The organism is Runella salmonicolor (genome assembly GCF_024158025.1).
GTDB lineage: Bacteria > Bacteroidota > Bacteroidia > Cytophagales > Spirosomataceae > Runella > Runella salmonicolor.
In genome coordinates this window covers 15046-36075 of the sequence record NZ_JAMZEL010000001.1, presented here as the reverse complement: position 1 = coordinate 36075, position 21030 = coordinate 15046, and the positions used below count along the sequence as shown (strand labels likewise).

General features: G+C 45.7%; 19 protein-coding genes and 1 other RNA gene. 10 read left to right on the top strand and 10 right to left on the bottom strand.

Going from position 1 to position 21030, the window contains the following annotated elements; genetic code table 11:
• Positions 1–410: 410 nt before the first annotated feature.
• Entirely contained in the window at positions 411–1304 is an 894-nt protein-coding gene (gene xerD, locus NCI00_RS00160; protein WP_253525983.1) for a site-specific tyrosine recombinase XerD, read from the top strand.
• A 93-nt stretch (positions 1305–1397) separates the two neighbouring features.
• Here xerD and NCI00_RS00155 read toward each other — a convergent pair whose 3' ends face one another.
• On the bottom strand, positions 1398–1937 hold the full coding sequence (locus NCI00_RS00155; protein ID WP_253523731.1) for a DUF8685 domain-containing protein: 540 nt from the start codon (positions 1935–1937) through the stop codon (positions 1398–1400).
• A 164-nt stretch (positions 1938–2101) separates the two neighbouring features.
• Between NCI00_RS00155 and NCI00_RS00150 the strand changes: the two genes are divergently transcribed.
• Complete coding sequence (locus NCI00_RS00150; protein WP_253523727.1) at positions 2102–3274, top strand: aminotransferase class V-fold PLP-dependent enzyme; 1173 nt, start codon at positions 2102–2104, stop codon at positions 3272–3274.
• On the opposite strand, the gene NCI00_RS00145 is transcribed toward NCI00_RS00150, so the two are convergent.
• Together NCI00_RS00145 and NCI00_RS00140 are read right to left on the bottom strand one after the other, a co-directional pair.
• Positions 3271–3453 (bottom strand): hypothetical protein, encoded by a 183-nt coding sequence (locus NCI00_RS00145; protein WP_253523724.1) that lies wholly within the window; start codon positions 3451–3453, stop codon positions 3271–3273. The two genes, NCI00_RS00150 and NCI00_RS00145, sit on opposite strands and share 4 nt — an antisense overlap.
• Before the next feature lie 37 nt (positions 3454–3490).
• The gene (locus tag NCI00_RS00140; protein WP_253523722.1) at positions 3491–3991 is read right to left on the bottom strand and encodes a SixA phosphatase family protein; all 501 of its coding nucleotides are present in this window, start codon (positions 3989–3991) and stop codon (positions 3491–3493) included.
• Positions 3992–4047: 56 nt separating this feature from the next.
• Between NCI00_RS00140 and NCI00_RS00135 the strand changes: the two genes are divergently transcribed.
• Both NCI00_RS00135 and NCI00_RS00130 read left to right on the top strand, forming a co-directional pair.
• Positions 4048–5754 carry a hypothetical protein gene (locus tag NCI00_RS00135; RefSeq protein ID WP_253523720.1) on the top strand — a complete coding sequence of 569 codons (1707 nt, stop codon included), beginning with the start codon at positions 4048–4050 and terminating at the stop codon, positions 5752–5754.
• Positions 5755–5805: 51 nt separating this feature from the next.
• Positions 5806–7401 (top strand): peptide chain release factor 3, encoded by a 1596-nt coding sequence (locus tag NCI00_RS00130; protein WP_166559566.1) that lies wholly within the window; start codon positions 5806–5808, stop codon positions 7399–7401.
• A gap of 198 nt (positions 7402–7599) precedes the next feature.
• Here the strand turns inward: NCI00_RS00130 and pgmB are convergent, their stop codons facing one another.
• Both pgmB and NCI00_RS00120 read right to left on the bottom strand, forming a co-directional pair.
• A complete protein-coding gene (pgmB, locus tag NCI00_RS00125; protein ID WP_253523718.1) occupies positions 7600–8262 on the bottom strand; it encodes a beta-phosphoglucomutase in 663 nt (220 codons plus the stop codon).
• A gap of 90 nt (positions 8263–8352) precedes the next feature.
• Entirely contained in the window at positions 8353–9231 is an 879-nt protein-coding gene (locus NCI00_RS00120; protein ID WP_253523716.1) for a PIG-L family deacetylase, read from the bottom strand.
• Between the two features lie 472 nt (positions 9232–9703).
• Here NCI00_RS00120 and NCI00_RS00115 point away from each other — a divergent pair, with 472 nt between their 5' ends.
• Entirely contained in the window at positions 9704–11530 is a 1827-nt protein-coding gene (locus NCI00_RS00115) for a 3-coathanger stack domain-containing protein (RefSeq protein ID WP_253523714.1), read from the top strand.
• 22 nt (positions 11531–11552) lie between these two features.
• Here the strand turns inward: NCI00_RS00115 and NCI00_RS00110 are convergent, their stop codons facing one another.
• From NCI00_RS00110 to NCI00_RS00100, 3 genes are all read right to left on the bottom strand, one after another.
• The gene (locus NCI00_RS00110) at positions 11553–12410 is read right to left on the bottom strand and encodes a TIGR01459 family HAD-type hydrolase (protein ID WP_253523713.1); all 858 of its coding nucleotides are present in this window, start codon (positions 12408–12410) and stop codon (positions 11553–11555) included.
• Positions 12411–12513: 103 nt separating this feature from the next.
• A complete protein-coding gene (locus tag NCI00_RS00105; RefSeq protein WP_253523710.1) occupies positions 12514–13554 on the bottom strand; it encodes an aminoglycoside phosphotransferase/kinase family protein in 1041 nt (346 codons plus the stop codon).
• Between the two features lie 101 nt (positions 13555–13655).
• The gene (locus tag NCI00_RS00100) at positions 13656–15020 is read right to left on the bottom strand and encodes a UDP-N-acetylmuramate--L-alanine ligase (protein ID WP_253523707.1); all 1365 of its coding nucleotides are present in this window, start codon (positions 15018–15020) and stop codon (positions 13656–13658) included.
• Positions 15021–15162: 142 nt separating this feature from the next.
• Between NCI00_RS00100 and tsaB the strand changes: the two genes are divergently transcribed.
• From tsaB to NCI00_RS00080, 4 genes are all read left to right on the top strand, one after another.
• The gene (tsaB, locus tag NCI00_RS00095; protein ID WP_253523705.1) at positions 15163–15858 is read left to right on the top strand and encodes a tRNA (adenosine(37)-N6)-threonylcarbamoyltransferase complex dimerization subunit type 1 TsaB; all 696 of its coding nucleotides are present in this window, start codon (positions 15163–15165) and stop codon (positions 15856–15858) included.
• A 77-nt stretch (positions 15859–15935) separates the two neighbouring features.
• Positions 15936–17039 carry an outer membrane protein assembly factor BamB family protein gene (locus NCI00_RS00090; protein ID WP_253523703.1) on the top strand — a complete coding sequence of 368 codons (1104 nt, stop codon included), beginning with the start codon at positions 15936–15938 and terminating at the stop codon, positions 17037–17039.
• A gap of 134 nt (positions 17040–17173) precedes the next feature.
• Positions 17174–17547: a transfer-messenger RNA gene (gene ssrA, locus NCI00_RS00085) on the top strand.
• A 195-nt stretch (positions 17548–17742) separates the two neighbouring features.
• Positions 17743–18801 (top strand): methyltransferase, encoded by a 1059-nt coding sequence (locus tag NCI00_RS00080; protein WP_253523701.1) that lies wholly within the window; start codon positions 17743–17745, stop codon positions 18799–18801.
• A 130-nt stretch (positions 18802–18931) separates the two neighbouring features.
• Here the strand turns inward: NCI00_RS00080 and NCI00_RS00075 are convergent, their stop codons facing one another.
• Both NCI00_RS00075 and NCI00_RS00070 read right to left on the bottom strand, forming a co-directional pair.
• Positions 18932–19582, bottom strand: coding sequence for a Crp/Fnr family transcriptional regulator (locus tag NCI00_RS00075; protein ID WP_253523699.1), 651 nt, complete (start codon positions 19580–19582; stop codon positions 18932–18934).
• 102 nt (positions 19583–19684) lie between these two features.
• Positions 19685–20335, bottom strand: coding sequence for a VOC family protein (locus NCI00_RS00070; protein ID WP_253523697.1), 651 nt, complete (start codon positions 20333–20335; stop codon positions 19685–19687).
• Positions 20336–20413: 78 nt separating this feature from the next.
• Here NCI00_RS00070 and NCI00_RS00065 point away from each other — a divergent pair, with 78 nt between their 5' ends.
• Entirely contained in the window at positions 20414–20962 is a 549-nt protein-coding gene (locus NCI00_RS00065) for a GNAT family N-acetyltransferase (RefSeq protein ID WP_253523695.1), read from the top strand.
• Positions 20963–21030 lie beyond the last annotated feature (68 nt).

Here is a 21030-nt window from a genome sequence, read left to right as displayed (position 1 = left end):
GAAAAAACGATGAGTTGATTATTAAGTGAGATGAAATGCCGAAATGTAGGTCTGAATGGGATGGATTTATGATATAAATCAGGAAAATTTTCGCTTTCAAAAAAGTAAACTTGAAATAGTTATAGTATTACTTTAAAGAGTTTAAAAAGGCTAGAATATTGTTGTTTTTTTAATAAAATTTTAATATTTGATTAATGGATATTTAAGTATTATTGCAACATAATTCAATTCCAGCTCAAACTGAATTGAATTTATAGAAATGGTGTGGATAACGTCGGAAAGCTGTTCGAAATTTCGGGCAGCTTTTTGTTTTTTAACAAAGGGCATTTTTTAAACCCAATAGATAGTAAATTCGGGCGTTTTAACGGAGACTTTATATCTAACGCCCAAGACTTGTGCTGCAATCTAACATGTGGGATTCTTACCTCAAACATTTTAAGGACTACCTGATGCTCGAACGGGGCTTGGCCGATAACTCGGTGGAAGCATACGTCCGGGACGCCACCAAATTGTCGGAGTACATGGATTTGTTGGGAGGGAAAGACCTGACTGAAATGACAGAATTGGATATTCTGGGTTTCTTGGGGTATCTGCACGATTTGGGATTAGTTGCCTATTCTCAGGCGCGGATGCTTTCGGGTGTAAAGGCATTTTTCAATTATTTGGTGCTAGAAAATGTATTAAAGGTCGACCCCACCCAGTTGATTGAGTCGCCGCATTTGTCGCGTAGCCTTCCAGATGTGCTTACCTATCCCGAAATTATTCAGATTTTAGAGGCCAACGACGTTTCTACGGCCGAAGGAGCCCGCAACCGTGCCATGTTGGAGGTTTTGTACAGCTCAGGGTTACGGGTTTCCGAACTGGTCAATTTACAGATTACCAATTGTTACTTTGACGCGGGCTTTATGCGGGTGATTGGCAAAGGAAGCAAAACGCGACTTGTGCCCATAGGCAGTGATGCCATCAAGTATACTTTATTGTATATTGAGCACATCCGTAGTTTGGTGGAAGTGCAAAAAGGCCATGAGGATTATGTTTTTTTAAACCGTCGCGGAAAGCAATTGACGCGCGTTATGATATTCTTGATTATCAAGAATTTAGTGGAGGAAGTGGGGTTAAAGAAAACCGTAAGCCCGCACACCTTTCGTCATTCTTTTGCCACGCACCTGATTGAAGGCGGGGCGGATTTGCGGGCGGTGCAGGAGATGCTGGGGCACGAATCCATTACAACGACCGAGATTTATACGCACCTAGACCGTGAATACCTTCGAGAAGTGGTCACGAAATACCATCCAAGGGCCTAAAAAAAAGTCGCGAAGGTCAGTGACCCTCGCGATCTTCGCCTTTATTTTACCCCATATTCAAATCATCGCTGAAGCAGCGTGATTCAGATTCTTCTATGCAGTATCACTGGTGGTTTTTTCCCCTACAAAATAGTGCTCAGAATGTTTGAAGAGCAGATTGAAGGAAGTCATAGAACCGTATATTTTGGTGATATACTGCTGTATATTTACTTTTTCTTCGTCGTTTAGATTGCTGGCATTCACGCGTTGTTCGAGCACCCTGAGGCGGTCACGAATCATTACAATTTTGTGAAAAAAGCTATCAATTGTCATTTCTTTGGACGCCAAGTCGTGTCGCCCAGGTTTTAAAATAATTTTTCCGCCCTTCCATTTGTCGCCGAGGGGCACTGTTTCGGTGGCGTCCATCCACTTTTGGAGTACTTTGTTTAATGTTTGCTCAACATCAAATAAGCTCACTAAATCGGTGTCTAGTTCAACGGCCTCGATTATTTCCAGCGGTGCATTTATTTTAATAACTTTGGCTCCGTGCTGCAGGAATGTAATGGTATAACCGTTGGATTTTACATTAATTACTACCCCTTCTCCAAATTCGGCATGACGAACTCGTGAACCAATGCCTAGTATAATATCCATGCGTTTAAATATACTTATGAGTTATAGTAGTCATGTTATCAAACTTTGTGCCATAGTTTGTTTATTTTATAATAAAAACATAAGATAGTTATAAAAAGCTGGTTTTTAGGCTCAATATTTGGCTTTTTGCCTTGATATTTAGTTGTATTACATTCATAAACGACATGTTGAAAAATAACACTTCATCTCTTTTTTCTCTCCCTGAAGGCATACATTTCATCAATTGTGCCACTCGTGGCCCCTTTTCAAAAGCCGTTGAACAAGCGGGGATTGATGCCATCCAACAGTTCAGCCCGTCGATTCACCAAATCCGCCCTGATGATTTTTTTGAACGGGCATGGGTTGTTCGGGAATTATTTGACCAACTGATAAACAGCCAAGATAAAGAGCGCATTGCTATTATTCCGTCGGTTTCGTATGCCATGGCGGTGGTGGCACGCAACCTATTCCGTAAGCCGGGGCTGCGGGCGGGTCAACATATTCTATTGTTGGGCGATGAGTTCCCCAGCGATGTGTACGCTTGGTCGCGGGTTTGTAAAGAGTTGTCTTTAACGATTGTGACCGTGCCGATGCCAGATTCCGAAGCCGTGGGGCAAGAGTGGAATGCACGCATTCTGGAGGCCATCAATGAAGATACGGCCTTGGTGGTGATGCCGCACGTACATTGGCAATACGGGATTAAGTTTGAAATCGAAAAAATTGCCGAGCGTGCAAGGGCGGTCAATGCCCTCGTTGCCATTGACGGTACGCAGTCGGTGAGTGCCCTTGATTTTGATGTTCAGAAAGTAAAACCCGATTTGCTGGTCTGCGCCGCTTATAAATGGTTGATGGGGCCTTATGGAATGGGGCTGGCGTATTTCGGCGAATTTTTTGACGGAGGAATTCCCCTCGAAGAGTCTTGGATGGCCCGCCAAGAGAGCAATTTGTTTTATAAACTCACGGAGTACCAAGAAAACTACCGCCCCAAAGCGTATCGGTACAACGTAGGAGAACATTCACATTTTATTCAAATGCCGATGCTAGAAGTGGCACTGCGCGAAAAATTAGCTTGGGGCTGCGAATCGATACAGGCGCATTGCCAATCACTTTGGCAGCAACCCGTCCAAAAGCTAGCCAGCCTTGGCGTTCGGTTTGAACCCGAAGCCGAGCGGGCGCATCATTTGGTAGGTATCAGGCTGCCCGCTTCGACGGATGTTGTGAAAGTACAGCAGGCATTGGAGGCCAGAAAAGTAATTGTGGCGGCGCGCGGGCAGGGCATTAGGGTGTCGCCGCATTTGTACAATACCGCCACCGACATGAATGCCTTGGTAGAAGCGTTGACCGATGTATTGACCTAACGACGGGTGGTATCTACCGCAATGGAGTCAGTGGGCGCGGCTACGTCAAACGCCCGGATGATCTGTTTTTTCTTGTTCCACGGTGCCGTGGTGCGTCTTGCCATATCGATGGCAAAGAAAGCCACAATGGCTACAAAAACAACGCTGACGATGATAAATATCTTACGATTTCGGTTCATTGGGGAGTGGCCAAAGGCAAAAGTAAAAACAGGCGTTCTATTGTTTTAAGTGTTTTGGCACGTCGTAGCTGATGAATTTTCCCGTTCTGGATGAAATTTCTTCCCAATCTAAATTGGTAAATTCTACGGTGACAACCGAGCCTTTTGACATGGAGCCGATGTCATAATTGGTAAGGTATTCGGCAAAGTAAGTGATGTCGGGGTTATGGCCAAACACCATCAGGTGTCGACATTTCTCGGGGGCGGTATTGACGGCCGCAAGGTAGGCTTTAGGGCCGTTGTCGTATAGGTCGCGGGTGGTTTTGATGGCTTCATATTCGTAATGCAGCTGTTCGGCCATGATGCGGGCCGTCTGAAATGCCCTAGCCGCCGAACTGCTCACCAACAAGTCGGGTTTTAGGCCCTTGTCGGCCAGAAACTTCCCCATGCGGGCGGCATCAATGGTGCCCGATGAAGTAAGCTCGCGGTCGAAATCCCCGAAGAACGAAGAACTATCTTCCGCTTTAGCGTGGCGGACTATGTACAGATAACGTTTCATAGAAGTCATTTTTGCAAAAATAAGCTATCTTTGCGGGCTCGCCAAGTGTCGTACGCATGAAAATTTTAAATGTCTTTGCTGCTTTCACAGTACTTATTATTGCCTTCTTATTTTATCGTTTTGTGGGCCAAAATGCGGTAAATGTCCCTTATTTTGATGATTATGCGTATTTAGAATACATCATTAAGTTTATCAATGCTCCCAATGTCCTGCATTTTATGCAAGAATTGGAGTACAAACACAACGGACACGGGGTGATTACGGCCAAATTGGTATTTTGGCTAGATTATCTACTGACGGGAGAAGCCAACTACCGGACGCTGATTTTGATGGGCAGCGGCTTGGTCATTGGCTTGTTTGTGTATTTTTGGAAGATACTGTCGGTCAATCGTTTGCCATTTTGGTATGCGTTGCCAGTGGCCCTGTTTTTGTTTACGCCAGCATATCATGAGAACATCTTTTGGGCGGCGGCACTGTGGCAATATACCGCTTCATTTGCCATTGGATTATTGACCTATTTTTTATTGTCGAAAAAAAACAATTGGGCGTTTACGGGGGCCATTATTGGGGGATATTTATTGACCTATACCAACGGAAATGGCCTTTTTGGAATGTACGTTGGATTGGTCATTCCGCTGCTTCAAACACGATACAAAAAAGCTACTATTTGGTTGGCTGCCTGCATCTTAACTACCGTTTTGTTTTATTGGTACTATCCCTTCGGTTTTGGGTCTTTAGGTCAGGAAAAAAGCCTTAGAAACTCCGCTTTAACCATTGTGTCGTTTTTTGGCTCCTGCGCTTCCTACTTTCGTGGTCGTCTGCCAGAAGTGGCGGTTTTGGGCGTTGGAATTACGCTTTCATTGATAGGCTTAGCGCTTTGGTTGGTGGTTGAATACGTCAAAAAATTAGTAAATAACGCTTCGAAAGGCAAGATTTTATCCGTTTTTACCGATACACCTGCCAATTTATCGCTTTTGGCCTTGCTTGCTTGGCTGCTCGTTACGGGGTTGGGCGTGGCCACTGCGCGGGCCGTAGATACCCTCGAAACCCCCGCGCGCTACATGATTTATTCTGTGATGTCGGTGGTGGCGCTTTATGTAACGTTTTTGTTGATTTTATCCCAAAGAGGTCAAAAAATGCTGACGGGGGGAATGACCGTTGTAGGTATCTTTTTTGCCGTAAGTACGTACATGTTTGCCGCGCCCGATGTAATTAATTTTCGAAATTCGCTCCTATCCGATGCTTTTTCGCTTCAGCAACATCGTCGCGTAACGGGGAAGCTGGAGACTATGACAAACACGGTGGTCAAGCAATATTTTGATGAAGCCGTAGAAAATGGAATCTACGTGATTCCCACCACCGCGCTGAATGAAGTAAACGAAATCAAGGCCGATACATTGACCATGCCCAATGTGTCGTTAAGCATAGACATCGATACCTTACCGGCCTACGGCGGAATTCTCATCAATAAAATACGGAATGAACAACTGGCAGTCAGTCAAGACAAACCCCAAAATGCGTTATTTATGGTGCTTAAAAATGATTCTACAACCTACGTGACGGCTGTAAAACAGCGGCCCAACCGGGAACGAAGGTCTTTTTTACGCACAGGAAACTACTTCAAAGAAGGGTTTGAAGCTTGGATTTACCAAGATAATATCCCCGAAGGAAACTATCAAGTGGGCTTTCTTTTCAAAGAAACCCCAAAACCTCGCCTTGTTTATACTTCTCAACGCCTTATAATTCAGGATTTTCAGAAATAAGCTGTTAACTTTGCAACCTTTTTCGGAAGTCCGATATCCAATAATTTTACAATGAGTACGATCCAACAGGAAATAGCCAAAAGGCGCACATTTGCCATTATCAGTCACCCCGATGCGGGAAAAACGACCTTGACCGAAAAACTCCTGCTTTTTGGAGGGGCTATTCAAACGGCGGGCGCGGTTAAGTCAAACAAAATCAAGAAGACCGCAACGTCTGACTTCATGGAAATCGAGAAACAACGTGGTATCTCGGTGGCTACGTCGGTGATGACATTTGAGTATAACAACTTACTTATCAATATCTTAGATACCCCCGGTCACAAAGATTTTGCCGAAGATACTTACCGTACCCTTACGGCGGTGGACTCGGTGATATTGGTGATTGACTGCGTAAAAGGCGTGGAGGAACAGACCGAACGGCTGATGGAAGTATGCCGTATGCGGGATACCCCAGTGATTGTTTTTATCAATAAAATGGACCGCGAAGGGCAAAATCCGTTTGATTTACTCGATGAGTTGGAGCAAAAACTGAACCTGAAAGTGCGTCCGTTGACGTGGCCCGTCAACGGTGGTGCTACTTTTAAAGGGGTTTATCACTTGCTGGAAAAACAGATGTATTTTTTCAAAGTGAATAAAACCAAAGTGGAAGATGATGTGGCGCTGCTGGAGTTGGATTCTGACGAATTGGATGCAAAAGTTGGCGCGCGCGATGCCGCTCAACTGCGGGAAGATGTCGAACTCATTGATGGGGTATACGACCAATTTGACCGCGAAGATTACCTGTCGGGCAAAGTGGCCCCTGTGTTTTTTGGGAGTGCGGTAAATAATTTTGGCGTCCGTGAATTGTTGGAAGCCTTTTGCCAGATTTCGCCGTTGCCCATTGCCCGTCAAACCAATGTGCGCGTCGTAAAGCCCGATGAGAAGAATTTTACGGGTTTTATTTTTAAAATACACGCCAATATCGACCCACGTCACCGCGACAGAATTGCGTTTTTGCGGGTTTGTTCGGGTATTTTTGAGCGGGGTAAGTTTTATAAAAATACCCGCCTCGAGAAAAATGTCCGTTTTTCCAATCCTTATAGTTTTATGGCTTCGGCAAAAGAGGTGGTTGATCAAGGGTTTCCGGGAGACGTAATTGGTTTGTACGATACGGGTACTTTCAAAATCGGCGATACCCTCACCGAAGGGGAAGAGTTGCAATATGCGGGTATTCCAAGTTTCTCGCCTGAAATTTTCAAGGAGTTAATTAATCTTGACCCGATGAAATCCAAGCAATTGGAAAAAGGAGTACAGCAATTGACCGATGAAGGGGTGGCGCAGTTGTTTACGGTACAGCCCGGAAATCGGAAAGTAGTGGGTACGGTAGGCGAACTGCAATTTGAAGTAATTCAATACCGATTGGAGCATGAGTACGGCGCTAAGTGTCGTTGGGTGCAGATGAACACGACGAGGGCCTGCTGGGTAACCAGCGAAGACCCCAAAAAACTTCAAGAATTTATTCGTTTGAAAGGAACACAAATCGGGTACGATAAAGATGACAATCCCGTTTTTCTGGCCGACTCCGAATGGATGTTGCGCATGAATCGGGACAACAACCCCGACATTCAGTTCCACACAACTTCAGAATTTAAAGTAATGGCAGATTAGTGAAGAGCGGGTAATTGCCCGCTTTTTATCATTTTGAGACATTTGACCGGGGGCGATAAAATAAAAAAAGCTGCTCGAAATCCTCGAACAGCTTTCCGACTATATCCACACCATTATTAGTTGTGCAAATATAGATAGAAAACAATTTATTCCAAAAAAAATCCTGTGTTTTTTTGTGGGTAGAAAACCCCTTCACCCCTAAAAATGCAAGGCTTTTCGTAAGTCCTCAATTGTCATATTGTTTAGATTGGCTAAAACTACATCGGCTTCGGTCAAAATATCTGGTTGACCTATGCCAACGGTTTTCATGCCAGCTCTTCTGCCTGCTTCGATACCTGCTACGGCGTCTTCAAATACGACACATTCGTCGGGAGAGGCGCCTAATTCTTCCGCTCCTTTCAAAAAAACTTCGGGGTCGGGCTTACCTTTGGTTATTTTTGTGCCGTCGATGATGGCATCAAAAGCGCTGAGAATGCCGATACGTTCCAGAATCGGTTTGGCGTTTTTGCTCACCGAACCCAATCCGATTTTTATTCCTGCTAAACGTGTTTTTTCTAGAAATGCGTTAATACCTGGCAAAATATCATCGGGGTTCATCTTATTGATTAACTCCACATACCAGTCGTTTTTGAGCGTGGCCAAAGTCTCCTTTTCAGCGGGAGAGAGCGTCACATTTCCGTGGGCGAGAATACGGTCCAGCGACTCGGTGCGACTCACTCCTTTGAGGCTTTCGTTAAATTCTTCCGAGATGTCGAACCCCAATTTTTCGTTGGCCAATCGTCGCCATGCTTGGTAGTGAAAGTGGGCGGTATCTACAATGACCCCGTCGAGGTCAAACAAAAATGCTTTTGGCTGGGCCATGTCTGAGTATCATAGGTTTGGTGAGGCGCAAAAATACGCCGAAAGGCCTTACTTCTCCGCATTTAGTAAGTAGTAAATTTAAGATAGAGACTATTTGGTCGGAAATCCACTTTTTTTGAGGGTTTCAAATAGCTGTTTTACTTCCGCAATTCTTTGGTCACCATTAAGGGCAAAATACCAGAATGTTTCCAATTCTCCGCGGTGCATGGATTGGTTCATGTCGCCGCTCTGGGACTTGTGCGAAGCCTTCACCCAGTCTGCAACAATCATGTAACTATGTTTATTGTCTTCCCCAAATCCAAACGAACGGTCGAATTCAAAAACGGGTGCGGCAGGGCTGATGGTAGATTCGGGGTAGCCGTCCAGCGAAGAAAATGTAAATGTATACCCCTTATTGGCCGACTGGCCGCCCAACACAATGGGCGGTTTGGGGCCTTTGTAGCGCTGCACTGCCCGTAAAGCGCTCAGCGAGGCGGCTTTATGATGGGCGTGCTGACCTTCATGCGGGACCATACAAAAGATGTAGTCGTATTGTCCTTTGGCTAGAATCCCGTCTAATCGGCGCTCTATGTAGCTGATGTCCCAGTTTTTACCTTGGAGATACGGTTTTTCGTTGCGATTGTAGTAATCGTCGATTTGGTCAAAAAAGTAGTAATTACCGATGCCGAGTATTTCGCCCGCGGCCATCATTTCTTTCTTACGTATAAGGGGTAAGTTCTTGCGGCCCACGACCGAATCGAGCATGTTCATGCCGTAATACATCGAAGCCAACATTCCGTTAAACCCACCCGAAGCATCCGTAATCAGGGCAAGGTCGGCACTGCCTTTAAGTTCACGCGTAATTTTAAAAACCGTAACGGGAAACATGGTTTCATCGTCGGGGTGAGCCGTGACGATAAGCACTTTGGGGCCTTGGGCGAAGCCACTGAATGCACACAATAATAGGAGGCTTACAAGTAATGATTTCATGGTTTCGGAGGAAAAATAAAAGATGAATTTAAGGTTGACTATCGGGCATATGCGTAGAACCGTTTGATAATTATTTGTAAAATTTAATGAGATAAAACTGCCTTTTTAGGGTGGAATAACTATATTTAAACTTCTTAAAAATTTTATATCCCATTGATTATTAAATAAATATACCCATTTAATTAATGTAAATTTTATATGGTATAAATTTTATATCCCTCAAGAATCTACCCCTGTCTTCTCCCAGACTTTTCATTTTTACCATCAATTTTTTTTGATGGTAGTGTGTTTGGTGTGTCTTTTGGAAAGGGGACGATGTCAAAATAATATTTCTGCTTTTTCCTGAAAAAGAAAGGTATTGATTTGAATTATTTATGCCCTTGGCAAAGATTACTTACCCTACAATTTTTTATAATAAATGTTTACTTATCAACCCTCAACTAATAAGATTATAGTACTGTTTTTTTTACTGGTGATAACGATAAGTTCCTCGGTTAAGGGACAACTTTCAATCACCTTTCCGTTCGACGGGGCTGTTTTTCAAAGGAGTACCTCTAACACGGCCACCATTTCAATTGCAGGGAGTTATACTGGTGGAGTAGAGCGCGTTGAGGCGCGGTTGATTGCCGTTGCAGGTGGAACAGGAGTTGGTTGGACAAGCATTGATACAGCTCCTGCGGCGGGTATTTATAAAGGCACATTAAGTGGAGTGACAGGAGGATGGTATACGTTGGAAGTTCGTTCTGTTTTGTTTAATAATGTAGTTAGTACCGCCACTTTGTCGCGGGTGGGAGTGGGTGAGGTATTTGTGATTGCGGGCCAGTCCAATGTACAAGGGGTTGAAAATCATGGGCATAAAGCCTCCGTTGATGCAAATGATCGAATCAAATATGTCGATTGGTTGTTGCCGTGTCCCGATGGGACCTGTCAAAATGTGGATCCGCCGTTTCCGCAGATTTCCACACTAAATAGCACCGGTCAGGCAGTTCATATTGCGCCAAACGGTGTAACTTCTTGGGCGTGGGGGGAGTTGGGAGATGCATTACTGAGCCGTTTTAACGTACCTGTTTTGTTTTTTAATGCGGCAGCAAGTGGCTCATCTATTGGCAATTGGAGCCGCAGTGCTGACGGGCTCCCCGCCGCCCATCCACACATTGGAATCCAATATGCAAACAATCCGAATTTTCCATATCACTACTTGCGAAAGGCGCTTAATTTCTACGCTTCGTTGTTTGGGGTCAGGGCGGTGCTTTGGCATCAGGGAGAATCTGATTCAATAAAAAATCGCAATGAAGACCCCAACGACAATACCTCCGCCGCCGAATACAGGGATAGCTTAAATCACGTAATAAGTCGCTCACGCAGTCATTCCAACAAGGCACAGTTGCCTTGGGTGGTTGCAAAAGGTTCTTATTGGGGCCCTCCGATTGGAGGTGGAACGGATGCGGAGGTGATTTCGGGACAAGAATTGGTTATTGATACTCCCAATAAAATATTTGCTGGACCAAATACGGACAATATCCAACTTCCGCGCGTTGACGGGGTTCATCTTGAAAACGTATCAGGGGGAATTCAGGGGATTTCTGAAATGGCTTCTGGCTGGAATACCATGCTCGATAATACCTTCTTTTCGGCGGCTATACCTTACGCGGCAGCTACACCGCCAGCGTTGATCTTAGGTTGCTCAGGAAGTACCTATTCTATTACGGCTCCTGCGGGATACACGTATTTTTGGGTGAGTGGTAACAATGATATTTCTACTGCCTTCTCAAATACTCAGATAATAACGCCTGGGGCGGGTACCTATCGGGTATATTTAAAGGATGTTTTTGATAACATCATTTTATCCCAATCAGTTACCGTTCCAGAAGGGGCGCCTGCGTCTCCTTCGCTGACGGTCAGTGCTTCACCAGTTGTAGCGGGGCAATCGGTTACGTTATACGCGCGGGGATGTATGGGGGCGGTGAGTTGGTCTACTGGACAATCGGGGTACCGTATTTTGCAGGCACCCACGCAAACAACTACGTATAGCGCTACTTGTAGTATCGGGAGTTGTGCGTCGGTGGCGGCCAATATTCAGGTCAGTACCTGCCCGGCCACAGCTACTTTATCTTCTCCGTATGTTTCGGGGCAAACGCTCACCATAAAAGCCTCAAATACGTTGATTGGGGTTAACGCCATTCGGGCGGGGGCCAATATTACGTACGATGCTAAAAACTCCGTAACTCTTCAGCCAGGCTTTTTAGCCGAAAAGGGTAGTATATTCACGGCGGTTGCGGGAGTGGGTTGTAGCAATTAAAGTCCAAGAAAATTCGTTTATTTTAAACTGAAATTACCGCCGACTCGCACACGTAGGTCGGGATAATGCCCGTACTTCTAATCCGAATTTCGGCATCTTCGGCTGGGATGTTTCCCGTGAGTACCAATACCGTGTCCAGCCCAAATTTATTGCCCCCAGAAATATCGGTCCGGAGGGTATCACCCACCATGACAATATCTTTTTTGCCGATGGCGGGGTTTTGAGCCACCACTCGCTCATAGGCAAACATGAACAATTGAGCGTCGGGTTTACCGAAACGGATGAATTGTTTTCCAACAATGTTTTCGAGCATATCGGCCACGCCGCCAATCGCGATGGCTACGTGGGTTTTTGAGGTCGGGTAGGTATTGTCGGTGTTGGCTACAATGACAGGAATCGTACGTCGACGCAGCAGATTGACCGCTTTATTGAGGTCGTTGTTCCAGTCAAAACCTTCGTCGTCGAGCAGCACTAGGGCATTAATATCAGCGGTATTGTCTAAATCTACATCGGAGATAGAAAGCGTTCTTAAGTCGGCTGTTTCAATATAATGGGCCGAATCTTCGGTGCCCAAATACACGGCAGTTCCTTGTTTTACCTTTAGTTGTAAATACTCACGCGCCAACATTCCCGAAGAGATGATGCTGTCGGCGGTGACATCATGCAGTCCCAGCCGCCAATAAGATTCGGCCAATTGTTGTGGGCTCCGCGAGGCGTCGTTGGTGAGTATATAAAACTGTTTTTGCTGCTGTCGTATATAGGAAAAAGTATCAACAATGTTGGGAATCAACCCATGGGCGTTTTTCAACACCCCAAAAGCATCGAAGAAAAAGACCTGATAATTGTCGGCGATTTCTTTAAAATTATCCAGATTTAACATGCAGTGAAATGTTAGGTAAACGAGCGAAAGGTTACAATCGTCGTTGTTTTTAAGTTTGATTAGTGGGTGTATTCAATTGATAAACAGTGTGTTAGTTTGGTATTTATAATTTCAATCGTTCCAAAATAGGCTCTACCGAAAACGTATCAATCGACGGAAAATACGTACTGTAGGCTTCGCTTTGGAGTTTGGTGGCGTAGGTACGATGGAAAAAATAGCGCCCGTATTTTATTACGTAGTTTAAAATGAAAAAACGGTAGGCTTCTGGTAGGAAAAGGACTTCGCGCCGGGTGAGTGGAAATACTTTGTGATATTCTTCCAAAAACCAGCCAAAACGCTCTTCGGCCAAAGGATTAATCCAATACGAAAACACGGTACGGTCTCCTGCATCAGAACAAACGCGACTGAAAAAATAAAAGTCCATGACCCGATAACTAATGCGGAACCAGTCGTAATCCCAACGCGAGAACAGCTCTAAGTCGTTGGTGACCGAAAAATTGCCGATGTTCCAATCCAAAAACACAGGGATGGTTTCGATTGCCCCCGCAACAATCGTTTTACGGTTTTCCAGAAAACGATTGCACTGAACACGAAGGGCTTCGATGTTCATCCGGTGTTCGTAGCTGCCCGTTTCGGTATCTAGCAGGTCGAGCAAATCCTGAATATCCGAACGCAGGGTTTTGGAAGACTTGGGCATGACGGTGCTCACGCGTGAGCAGGCTAAATGAAACCGCGCAATCTCCGAGCCGAGCTTTCTGATGTGGTGCTCTTCCAACCGGCGGGGAAGCTTTTCAGCGACCCGGATGGGGTTGTAAAATACCACCCAAACGTCGATATCTTCCTGTTGGTGACGGTATACGTACACTTGGTTGTTTTTGACCAGCGACTTCGCCAGCACCGTTTCAAACGGATACAACAGGTTGTTGGCCAGGGTATGAATCAGGCGATGGTCTTCTTTAAAGTGCTCAAACTTACCGAAATACGAGAGTTTGGCAATGACACGGTCGCCGCCTTCGAGGGTTACCCTGAATACGTGATTGGTAGAAACACGGGCACTTATGTCTTCAATGTGGTCGATGGGGCGACTGGAATCAAAATCGGCCCACGCAAATCTGATGATGGAAGGATAATCTAAAAAACGCATTGTAAAAATTTTTACAAAGATAGCGTTAGTTTTGATGGAATCCTTGCTAGGAGAAGGGGTAGGTGTAGAAGTTAAGGGGGAGAACCCCCTTAACTAACGCTTTAATTCTTGATAATTTTACCAGCGAGTTCTTTCAGATTCAATCCACCGAAGGTTCCCGAACTCATCATCAACAAGTTGGATTGTTCCCACTTTTGTTCGAGCAAAAACTGTTGCAATGCTTCGTTATCCGTAAAAACCTGCAAATCATCGCGCTGAAAAGCCGCTTTCACTTCTGAGGGTTCGATGGCATCGAGGCGTTTGTGGGCCAGCGTATGAGGGTTATAATAGACCACGGCCACGTCGGCATCATCGAGTCGGTGGGCGTATTGGCCGATGAAATTTTTATTTAAACTGCTGAACGTGTGCAGCTCGACGCAGGCCACTAAGGTTCGTTTCGGAAACTGCGCTTTGGCGGCTTTGGCGGTAGCTTCTACTTTGGAAGGAGCGTGGGCAAAATCTTTGAAAGCGGCCGATTTGTCATTTTTAGCCAACGTTTCCATGCGATTGGCCGCTCCCTTGAAATTCTGAATGGCTCGGTAAAATTGCGCTTGGGTCAGTCCAAGTTCTTCACACACCGCCAATGCGCCACTGATGTTTTTCATGTTATGCTCCCCAAAAACCAACAAAGGCACGTCGCCATAATCGTTGGTAGTGAGGAAGGTTTGTCCATTGTTGATTTTGTGGGAGTGAGCCTCGTAAGGAACCGGACGGACATCCAGCCGTTCGTTTTTGCCGATGACGTCGAGCATATCATCGGTTTCGTCAAAAATCAAAACCCCTGATTTTGGCAGCGAGTCGGCCAGTTTTTCAAACTGTTCTACATACACTTCCCAGGTCGGGAAAACATTATAATGGTCCCACGCAATGCCGCTGATGAGCGCTATGTGAGGGTGATAATGCAAAAACTTGGGGTTGGGGTCGGTAGGAGAGGCGGGGTATTCGTCGCCTTCAATAACAATCACGGGGGCGTTGTCGGTTAGCTTCACCATCGTGTCAAAACCTTCCAGTTGGGCACCTACCAAATAATCAAAGACGCGATTGTTGAAACGAAGCACGTGCAGAATCATCGACGTGATGGTGGTTTTGCCGTGGCTTCCTGCAATCACAACACGCTGTTTATGAAGACTTTGTTGGAATATATATTCAGGATATGAATAGAGTGGCAGGCCTAATTCCGTGGCGCGGGCCAGTTCAGGATTATCTTTGCGGGCGTGCATTCCTACAATGACAGCATCGAGTCCCGCGTGGATTTTTTCGGGAAACCAGCCCATTTCGGCCGGAAGTAAACCCAAGGTTTGGAGTCGGGTGAGGGCGGGGTCGTATATTTCGTCGTCCGAGCCAGTCACTTGGTATCCTTTATGATGTAAAGCAATCGCTAAATTGTGCATCACGCTTCCGCCGATGGCAATAAAATGAACCTGCATTTCTCTATAAATAGGGGTTTGAAAAACTTACCATGTTTCTGTTGATGAACTTGGAAAGTTTGAGTAAATGAGTTGTATTTGCAAACAAATTAACAGCCAATCATTCAAACTATCAAACTTTTCACACAATACCAACAAAAACGTGCCACTTTTATTAAGTATTGATACTTCCACACGCGGCTGCTCGGTTGCGTTACACCAAAACAGTCAGTTGCTGACGAGCTATGACCTCTTGGCCGAAAAATCCTCGTCGGGGATGCTGACTACGCTTATTCAAAATGCCGTCGAACATGCGGGCTTTGTGTTGTCCGACGTCGATGCCATTGCCGTAGCCAAAGGGCCAGGCTCTTACACAGGGTTACGGATTGCCGTTTCTACGGCCAAAGGACTGTGTTTTGCGCTGGAAAAGCCCCTTTTGGCCGTTAATACCCTAGAAGCACTAACGCTTCAAATCAGCGGTTTTTTTGACGAAGATACCCTTTTTTGCCCTATGCTCGATGCCCGTCGCATGGAAGTATACTGCGCGGTTTTTGACTATTACTTGAATTACATTGAGCCTACGCAGGCCAAAATTATGGATGGAGAGTCGTTTGCGGAGCTATTACGTCGCCAAAAAATCGTGTTTTTTGGCGATGGTGCCGCCAAATGTCAGCCCCTCATGGAAGCCTACGGTAATGCCTTTTTTCTCCCCGTAGAGGTGCATCCTTCGGCCAAAACAGTGGGACAATTGGCGGTTGGATTGTTTGAGAAACGTCAATTTGAGGATGTCGAAACCTTTGAGCCGTATTATTTGAAAGAATTTATGACCACCGTTCCTAAAAAAACGCGTTTGGTTTAACATAAAAGTACTATCTAAAGTGATTTGCCGTTGTTAACAAAGTTTCGATTGCATTCTAAAAACAGATGAATTGGTTCATGAAAAACAGTATTCTCTCTCTCCTTGGCCTTGTGCTATTGGCAAGTTGTTCTAAAACAAAAGACCCGATGCCCAAAGGCATTGACGCGATTTTTGTGGGAAGCAGCGACAACAAACTCTACGCCATCAATTCCAAAACGGGAATGAAACTGTGGGATTTTACGGCCGCCGACGCTGTGCATTCGACGCCAGTGCTTGGTAATGGGTTGGTGTTTGTTGGAAGCTCAGACGAGAAAGTCTATACCTTAGATATTCAGACGGGGGCTAAAGCGTGGGAGTTTGCCGCTGGAATGCGGATTTCTTCCGCGCCCTTTTTTGCCGACGGCACGGTATACGCTGGTATGGGCAATACCGCCAATTTTACCAGTAAATTGTACGCACTTAACGGCGTGACTGGCGCCAAAAAATGGGAGTTTACGGCCGAGGGGCTGAGCGTATCTTCTTGTACTGTGGTCAACGGCAAAGTGTACGTGGGCGGCTACACAAATATCTACGCATTGGATGCCAAAACGGGGGAGAAAGTGTGGGAGTTTGCCACCGGAACGGGGGTCGATTCTTCGCCCGCCGTAGCCGATGGGATGGTTTACATGGGCAGCAATGATTATAATCTGTACGCGGTAGATGCACTGACGGGGGTGAAAAAATGGCAATTTTCGACGGGCGGCGAAGTAACGTCCTCACCTACGGTAGCCGACGGAACGGTATTCGTGGGCAGTTTTGACCGTAAAGTCTACGCGCTGGATGCTAAAACGGGCACAAAACAGTGGGAGTTTAGGACCGACGGTCCCGTGCTTTCATCGCCAGTGGTATCCAACGGTGTGGTGTACACGGGCAGTAACGATTACAAACTTTACGCGCTGGATGCCAAAACGGGCGCGAAAAAATGGGAGTTTTGGACGGGCAATCGCATCCAATCCTCACCCGTGGCTTCCGACAGTTTGGTGTACATCGGTAGTTTGGACCGAAAACTCTACGCTGTAGATATTCAGACGGGCGCTAAAAAATGGGAGTTTCAAACAGGAGGTAGCATTTATTCTTCACCCGTGATTCTCAACGCAAAAGGGGGGACTTACAGTGCGAGCGTCAGTGGACTCCAACAATAGCCTCATAATATTTTGACAATGGGCGAACTTTTTTAGCTCATGCGGGTGTTTCACCAGAACCCGATTTCAAATGGCTGGTTTTAGTAAACGCTTTGCGAAAAACAGTCATCGGTTGTAGGGCGTCAACTTTTATTGGGGCCGCCATGGTTTTGACAGCGAGTTGAGGCAATACGTATAAGCACGTCGGGACGTGTGCGCGAGTCCTGTTAAAAACACGCATAAACAATAGCTGGCGAATATAGCTACGCTATGGCTGCCTAATCCGGAGTGATTAAGCTTTAGCCATCGTTCCTCCAACCTCCGCCTTGCGGGTTGGATCAAGGAGCGTCGAAACGTGAGGCTGGTCGGGTTGATGGTGTTGATACCCGGCGAGACACAACACCTAAGGTGCAGGATGAGGTCTGATTTGAACCTTGCCGGCACTCGAAAATTCAATCAAATCTAAGCGTGTAGAAGGCGTACGGTTTCCTTGTTCTGGACGTGGGTTCGACTCCCACCGGCTCCACAAAAGCCGCCAAATCTTTCGATTTGGCGGCTTTTTCCGTTTTTGATAGTTTAATTGATACCAACCATATTGATATGTTGTAGTTCCCAGAAAAGTTTCGCTCTTAGTTTTGTCACGGCTTTTTGGTGAAATGGCGTATCAATAAACTGGTAATTTCTCCCTACTTCTGACTTTTGAAGTTTGATACCTAACTCACTTATGCCAATTGCCAATTATCCTGATCTTGCCCCCATTACCCGACACGCCCGGGCCATGTACAGTTCACGCCTGCTCATTGCCGCAGTTCATCACCTCCGCGCGTTTGAAGCGCTCAGTGAGGGCCCGCTTGCCCCATCTGAATTGCAGGCAGAACTTGGATTAAAGGAACGCCCAGCCATGGTTCTGTTTCCTGCCTTATGTGCCATGGACATGTGGGCGTACGATACCGACGGAAAACTTCAGTTAACGTCTCTTGGACGGCATCTTACTCAAGGAGTAAGGCCCACATTGACGGATTATTTGGGGTTGGAAAAGAATGACTCTGGAGTGGTTGAAATGGCTGAACGGCTCCTAAATGACGGTCTGCGACGGTCTGGCGCTGGCGGTACGGCATACGTAAAAGAAGGAGATGGCCCCTCGCCGATGGATGATCCAACCACGGCTCGGGCGCTGACATTGGCGCTGGCGGGCCGTGCGGAGTGTTTAGCGCCAATTGTGGCCACAAAACTCCCCAAACACAACGGGCATTTGTTGGATATTGCGGGTGGAACGGGGTACTTTAGCTACGAATGGCTGTTGGTCAATACGCAGGCTACGGCTACGGTGTTTGACCGCCCAGCGGTGTTAGAGGTGGCGGCAGAATTGCTCAATGAGTTTTGCCAAAGCGGCCGGCCCGGGGCTGCTGGGGTTCGGGAGCGAGTTAGGTTTCAGCCGGGTGATATGCTGACGGATACATTGCCACAGACTGATATTTTACTGGCGGCGAGCCTGTTTCACGACTGGCCGACTGATACTTGTCAGCGATTGGCACGTCGTTTTGCGGCGGCCCTTCGACCCGAAGGCGAATTGTGGATTCACGACGCTTTTTTGAACGACGAGTTGGACGGACCTTTGGCTGTTACGGATTACTCAGCTCAGTTGTTTTGGGTGACCAAAGGTCGGGCGTATAGCCGTCGAGAGTACCGAGGATGGCTACACGAGGCTGGGTTGACTCCTTCTAGTGAAAGCTTTGAGACACAAATGGATTACGGGCTTATTTGGGCAAAAAAAGATAAATAGGGTGCCGTAAAGATGAGTGGTGTTTCGTTTCAAAGCTCTTTAATAATGTTGAAACCCAAAAATGACCTCGTGTTTTACGGGCCGTTTTTGGGTTGCCTTTTTTATTAATACGGAATATTAGGGGCTAAAATTATACCGTTACGGCATCCAACAACTCAATTTTATTCCGTGAGAGTTTGACGCGTCCTAGGTTTTCGAGTTGTTTGAGTAGGCGAGAAATAACCTCGCGGGAGGTGGCCAACTCGTTGGCGAGTTCTTCATGGGTGATGTTAAACACGCTGCATCCGCACTGCTTCGACTTGCGTTTGAGCAAGTTGATGAGGCGCTCGTCGAGCTTGTGAAAGGCAATTTGGTCAATGGCTCCCAGCAAATCGTCAAAGCGTTTTTGGTAGGTGGCAAATACGTATTGCTTCCACGAAGGGTATTTGTTCATCCAATCTTCTACTTTTTCGACAGGAACGGTGATGAGACGGGTTTTTTCGTCGGTAATGGCCGTAATTTCACTTTGCCGACGGTTTAGGCAGCAGGTCAATGACATGGCACACGAATCTAGTCCGCCCAGATAATACAGCAACGCTTCGCGGCCGTCGGGGTCAGACCGCGAAATCTTAACCGAACCTTTCAAAATAATGGGAATGGTACGAATATACCCGCCGGGCCGCATAAGCACGTATCCCTCGTCTACTTCCATATAGTTGCCAATCTCGGACAATTCGTTCAGCAAACCTGCCTCAAATATGTTTCCGAATTGTGTTTTTAAGGTCTGATTGTCTATTTTCATGTTTGTTTTTCGGTCGTATTGAGTTTACAACACATTTGAAGGAAATTCAATTGCTGAAATGAAGATTTTTTTATTGAGAAAGGAACAGTAGTAAAAATTCTATTACTCGTATAAGAGGGGTATTTCTCGTTCGGCATTGAGAATAACAACCTTTATTTTATAGGCTTCGGCGGGATGATTGTCGGTGGGATACCAATTCCGCCCAACAGGAACGATAATCAGTAGCCCGGTATCTTTGCCTATCACGCTGAAGGTGTCGCTTGGAGGTTGTTTGTCAAAATATCCCAAACGATGCTCATTAATCAAATTTTCACATTCGTCCTTTACATTCTTTACGGGCAGGCCGATTTCGCTCACTGATAAAATAAAGGGTGAATCCATTTTATCCCTGTCGGGAAGGTCATTGCGGCCAATGAATTCGAGTATATTGCCGTTGTTATCGTAGAAATAGAAAGATTTTGCATTCCAATTGACAAAGTCGGCAAGTTTGGAGTTTTTCGAAATTGGCAAAATGTCAACTTTCTTGCTCATTTGACTGAATGCATCCATCACCGACGTGTAGGGTATATTAAATGCAAAATGATAGCGTGGCCGTAGGTTTGTAGATTGTTCAAAACAAAGGAGGGTTGCACCGGCGGCAAAAGAAAGGGTGGATGTTTCTTCGCTGACAATGGGTAATCCCAAAATTCGGGCATAAAATTGTTTGGTTTCTGCAAGATTGTCGGACAGCAAGGTTAATTCTTTGATGGTCATTTCTGCGGAAATTTTAAAATGGATGCGGGGTTGAATTTATACCTTTTGGAACGTTAAAGATAAATTTTTTAAGCGCAAATGAGTCAAAAAATAGAAACCAAACATTTACTGGTTATTCCCTGCGATAAACTATTTCTCGAAACAGCGATTGAGGGAAATTCGGCCTTGGAAAAATACCTGAAAGTTTCGGTCCCTGAAAAATGGACCGAATTCGGTACGCGCCCCTTCAAATATGCCCTTCAAAAAATCAAAGCAGATGAAAACGAACTAGGCTGGTGGACGTATGTGTCTATCCATAAAAAAGACAATATATTAATTGGAAGCTGTGGTTACAAGGGGAAACCCGATGCCGCTGGAGTCGTGGAAATAGGCTACGAAATCATCAAGCCCTACCGCAACCAAGGCTTAGGGATGGAATTGGCAAATGCATTGGTAATGAACGCCTTTGCTGCCCCTTCCGTAAAAGTGATTAAAGCCTATACTTTGGCAATGGATAATGCCTCGACGCGTATTTTGACTAAAAATGGGTTTCTGAAAAAGGGAGAAATAGACGACATCGCCAACGAAAAACTGTGGCGGTGGGAATTAAAAAAATCAACATCCGGAAGCATAGATAATAAAAAATAAAGCACAGCGAAGTTCACTGTGCTTTTATTATTATACTCAACGTTATGAAAAAATTGTACTTATAAAGT

Excerpts from the sequence above, each read along its gene's own strand:
- NCI00_RS00155 (WP_253523731.1), bottom strand. The coding sequence starts at position 1,937 with ATGGATATTATACTAGGCATTGGTTCACGAGTTCGTCATGCCGAATTT.
- NCI00_RS00150 (WP_253523727.1), top strand. The coding sequence starts at position 2,102 with ATGTTGAAAAATAACACTTCATCTCTTTTTTCTCTCCCTGAAGGCATA.
- NCI00_RS00090 (WP_253523703.1), top strand. The coding sequence starts at position 15,936 with ATGAAAAACAGTATTCTCTCTCTCCTTGGCCTTGTGCTATTGGCAAGT.
- NCI00_RS00110 (WP_253523713.1), bottom strand. The coding sequence starts at position 12,410 with ATGTTAAATCTGGATAATTTTAAAGAAATCGCCGACAATTATCAGGTC.
- NCI00_RS00065 (WP_253523695.1), top strand. The coding sequence starts at position 20,414 with ATGAGTCAAAAAATAGAAACCAAACATTTACTGGTTATTCCCTGCGAT.
- NCI00_RS00130 (WP_166559566.1), top strand. The coding sequence starts at position 5,806 with ATGAGTACGATCCAACAGGAAATAGCCAAAAGGCGCACATTTGCCATT.
- NCI00_RS00120 (WP_253523716.1), bottom strand. The coding sequence starts at position 9,231 with ATGAAATCATTACTTGTAAGCCTCCTATTATTGTGTGCATTCAGTGGC.
- NCI00_RS00080 (WP_253523701.1), top strand. The coding sequence starts at position 17,743 with ATGCCAATTGCCAATTATCCTGATCTTGCCCCCATTACCCGACACGCC.
- NCI00_RS00075 (WP_253523699.1), bottom strand. The coding sequence starts at position 19,582 with ATGAAAATAGACAATCAGACCTTAAAAACACAATTCGGAAACATATTT.
- pgmB (WP_253523718.1), bottom strand. The coding sequence starts at position 8,262 with ATGGCCCAGCCAAAAGCATTTTTGTTTGACCTCGACGGGGTCATTGTA.
- NCI00_RS00145 (WP_253523724.1), bottom strand. The coding sequence starts at position 3,453 with ATGAACCGAAATCGTAAGATATTTATCATCGTCAGCGTTGTTTTTGTA.
- NCI00_RS00140 (WP_253523722.1), bottom strand. The coding sequence starts at position 3,991 with ATGAAACGTTATCTGTACATAGTCCGCCACGCTAAAGCGGAAGATAGT.
- NCI00_RS00070 (WP_253523697.1), bottom strand. The coding sequence starts at position 20,335 with ATGACCATCAAAGAATTAACCTTGCTGTCCGACAATCTTGCAGAAACC.
- NCI00_RS00105 (WP_253523710.1), bottom strand. The coding sequence starts at position 13,554 with ATGCGTTTTTTAGATTATCCTTCCATCATCAGATTTGCGTGGGCCGAT.
- NCI00_RS00135 (WP_253523720.1), top strand. The coding sequence starts at position 4,048 with ATGAAAATTTTAAATGTCTTTGCTGCTTTCACAGTACTTATTATTGCC.
- NCI00_RS00100 (WP_253523707.1), bottom strand. The coding sequence starts at position 15,020 with ATGCAGGTTCATTTTATTGCCATCGGCGGAAGCGTGATGCACAATTTA.
- xerD (WP_253525983.1), top strand. The coding sequence starts at position 411 with ATGTGGGATTCTTACCTCAAACATTTTAAGGACTACCTGATGCTCGAA.